1 protein-coding gene is annotated in these 1,848 nt (G+C 59.3%); it reads left to right on the top strand.

Features of this window, described 5'->3' with window-relative positions; translation table 11 throughout:
• Window positions 1–303 precede the first annotated feature (303 nt).
• Complete coding sequence (locus J8I34_RS33800; RefSeq protein ID WP_209808526.1) at window positions 304–1,437, top strand: ATP-binding protein; 1,134 nt, start codon at window positions 304–306, stop codon at window positions 1,435–1,437.
• Window positions 1,438–1,848: the final 411 nt, after the last annotated feature.

The following is a 1,848-nucleotide window of genomic DNA, read 5'->3' as shown; positions in this document are numbered from 1 at the left end:
AGCGAGCTGAGCTGGAAGCTAAGGAGCACCGGAAAGCAGCATAACGGCGGACGCGACAACTACCTTGACACACACCGTTCAGAGCAATGCAAAAGAGGCTCGAACGCGACGAAGATCGCGCCGTTGAGATTGATACTAGTGCCGCAATGCTTGCCTGAGGAGTGCTGCGCGCCAGGCGTGCCCGTCCAGGGCGATGGCGGCCTACCAGAGCGAGCGACACTGGACAGTTGGGAAACACTCTATGCGAGTGGCTGTCCTCGTTGTATCATAAGTTCTCAAAGATTTTGAGAATTCTCGAAATTCATGAGAACAAATGAGAACCTGCCGGATCCTTGGCACTTTGCCCGCCCAGACCTTGCGAAGGCCTATTTGCAAGCGTTTGACTTGAAACTTTCCGCGGCGCGCGGGCTGTTCGCTCGACGGCGGATGGGCAAGACTGAGTTCCTGCGACGAGACCTGATGCCAGAGGCTGTTACCAAAGGCTACCTGACAGCGTACACGAACCTATGGGATAACCGTACCTCGCCTGAAACGGCCCTTGTTACGGCACTTACTGAAACCCTGGAGCCCAAAGGAGCGGCCGCGCTCCTCTCCAAGCTACGCACACCGGTTAAGAAAGTGAAGGCCAGCGCAAAACTTGCCGGTGCGGTAGAGGGGTCGTTGGAGGCCGAGTTAGGAAAGCCAGGCGTAGATCGGACTGTGGCACTCCATGAAGTATTAAAGCGGATTGATCGCGCCAAGAAGCCGCTGCTTCTCGTGATTGACGAAGCGCAGGTTCTGGCCGGGGCGGATCACAGCGATTTCGCCCACGCGCTCCGCGCAGCGCTTGATATCCGTAAGGATCGTGTCAAAGTCATCTTTGCCGGTAGCTCTGAGACCACCCTTCGCGCCATGTTCGCCCGGGCATCGGAGCCTTTCTACAACTGGGCACCTCTGGAGCCCTTTCCCTTGTTAGGGGACGAGTTCGTTGCCTTCACAGTCGAGCTCCTGAACAGCATGGCGCGCCAAAAGCTGACCCTTGAGCAGGGCAGACACGCCTTTGACGAATTGCACCGCACCCCCGAGTTCTTCAAGCGGTTCATCGAACGGTACATGCTCTATCAACCCCAAGGCGAAGCCGCTGCGCTGGCTTACACAAAGTCCTCAGTATTCTCGGACGAGCATTCGCTTACCCAGTGGCGCGAAATGAAGCCTGCTGACCGCGCCATCTTGTACCTGCTGGCACGAGGCGAATCGGACCTGCACTCCAGTGCCACATTGGAAAAATTGGGCATCATGTTAGGTAAGCCTGCCACTCGGAACACTACCGGTCACGCGTTACGACGGTTGTTGGCTGCAACGGTTATTACCCGACTGGCCATGGGAGACTATCGGATCGAAGACGAGGCATTTGCCGATTGGATCCGCAAGCGCCCAGAGCCCACATCGGACGCCTAAGCGTTCGCTGCATCATTGTTAGTCGGAAGCGAGACTTTTGCTGACTTTGGCCCCCCGTGCCAGCGCATTCAAAAGCGCTTGCTCATGGGTCCTCCAGGTGTTGGTAGCGTGACAGGCTTTCAAGTATGAAAGTCCGTAACGGGACCACACGTGTCGCATACCGCGCGTCAACGCGCCCAGCGGCCAGATGCAGCCGCCGCAGGGCGTCGTTGCGCAGGTGCGACTGCCGGAGGATGAGGACGCCACAGGTACCGGCACGCAGCACTGGTCGGCGGCCCACAGGGCGTCGGCCGTGCGCTCGGCGTCGACCCAGGGCAGTTGTTCCGGCGGGATGCCCAGCTGGCGAGCGCCAGCGTTTGCGGGGCGTGCGGTGGCGTCAGTAGCGCGATCGGGCGTCCGCACCGGGCTGCC

This window comes from Cupriavidus phytohabitans (genome assembly GCF_017815025.1).
GTDB lineage: Bacteria > Pseudomonadota > Gammaproteobacteria > Burkholderiales > Burkholderiaceae > Cupriavidus.
The sequence above is the reverse complement of the archived record's forward strand: the minus strand, read 5'-3'. Positions and strand labels throughout refer to the sequence as shown.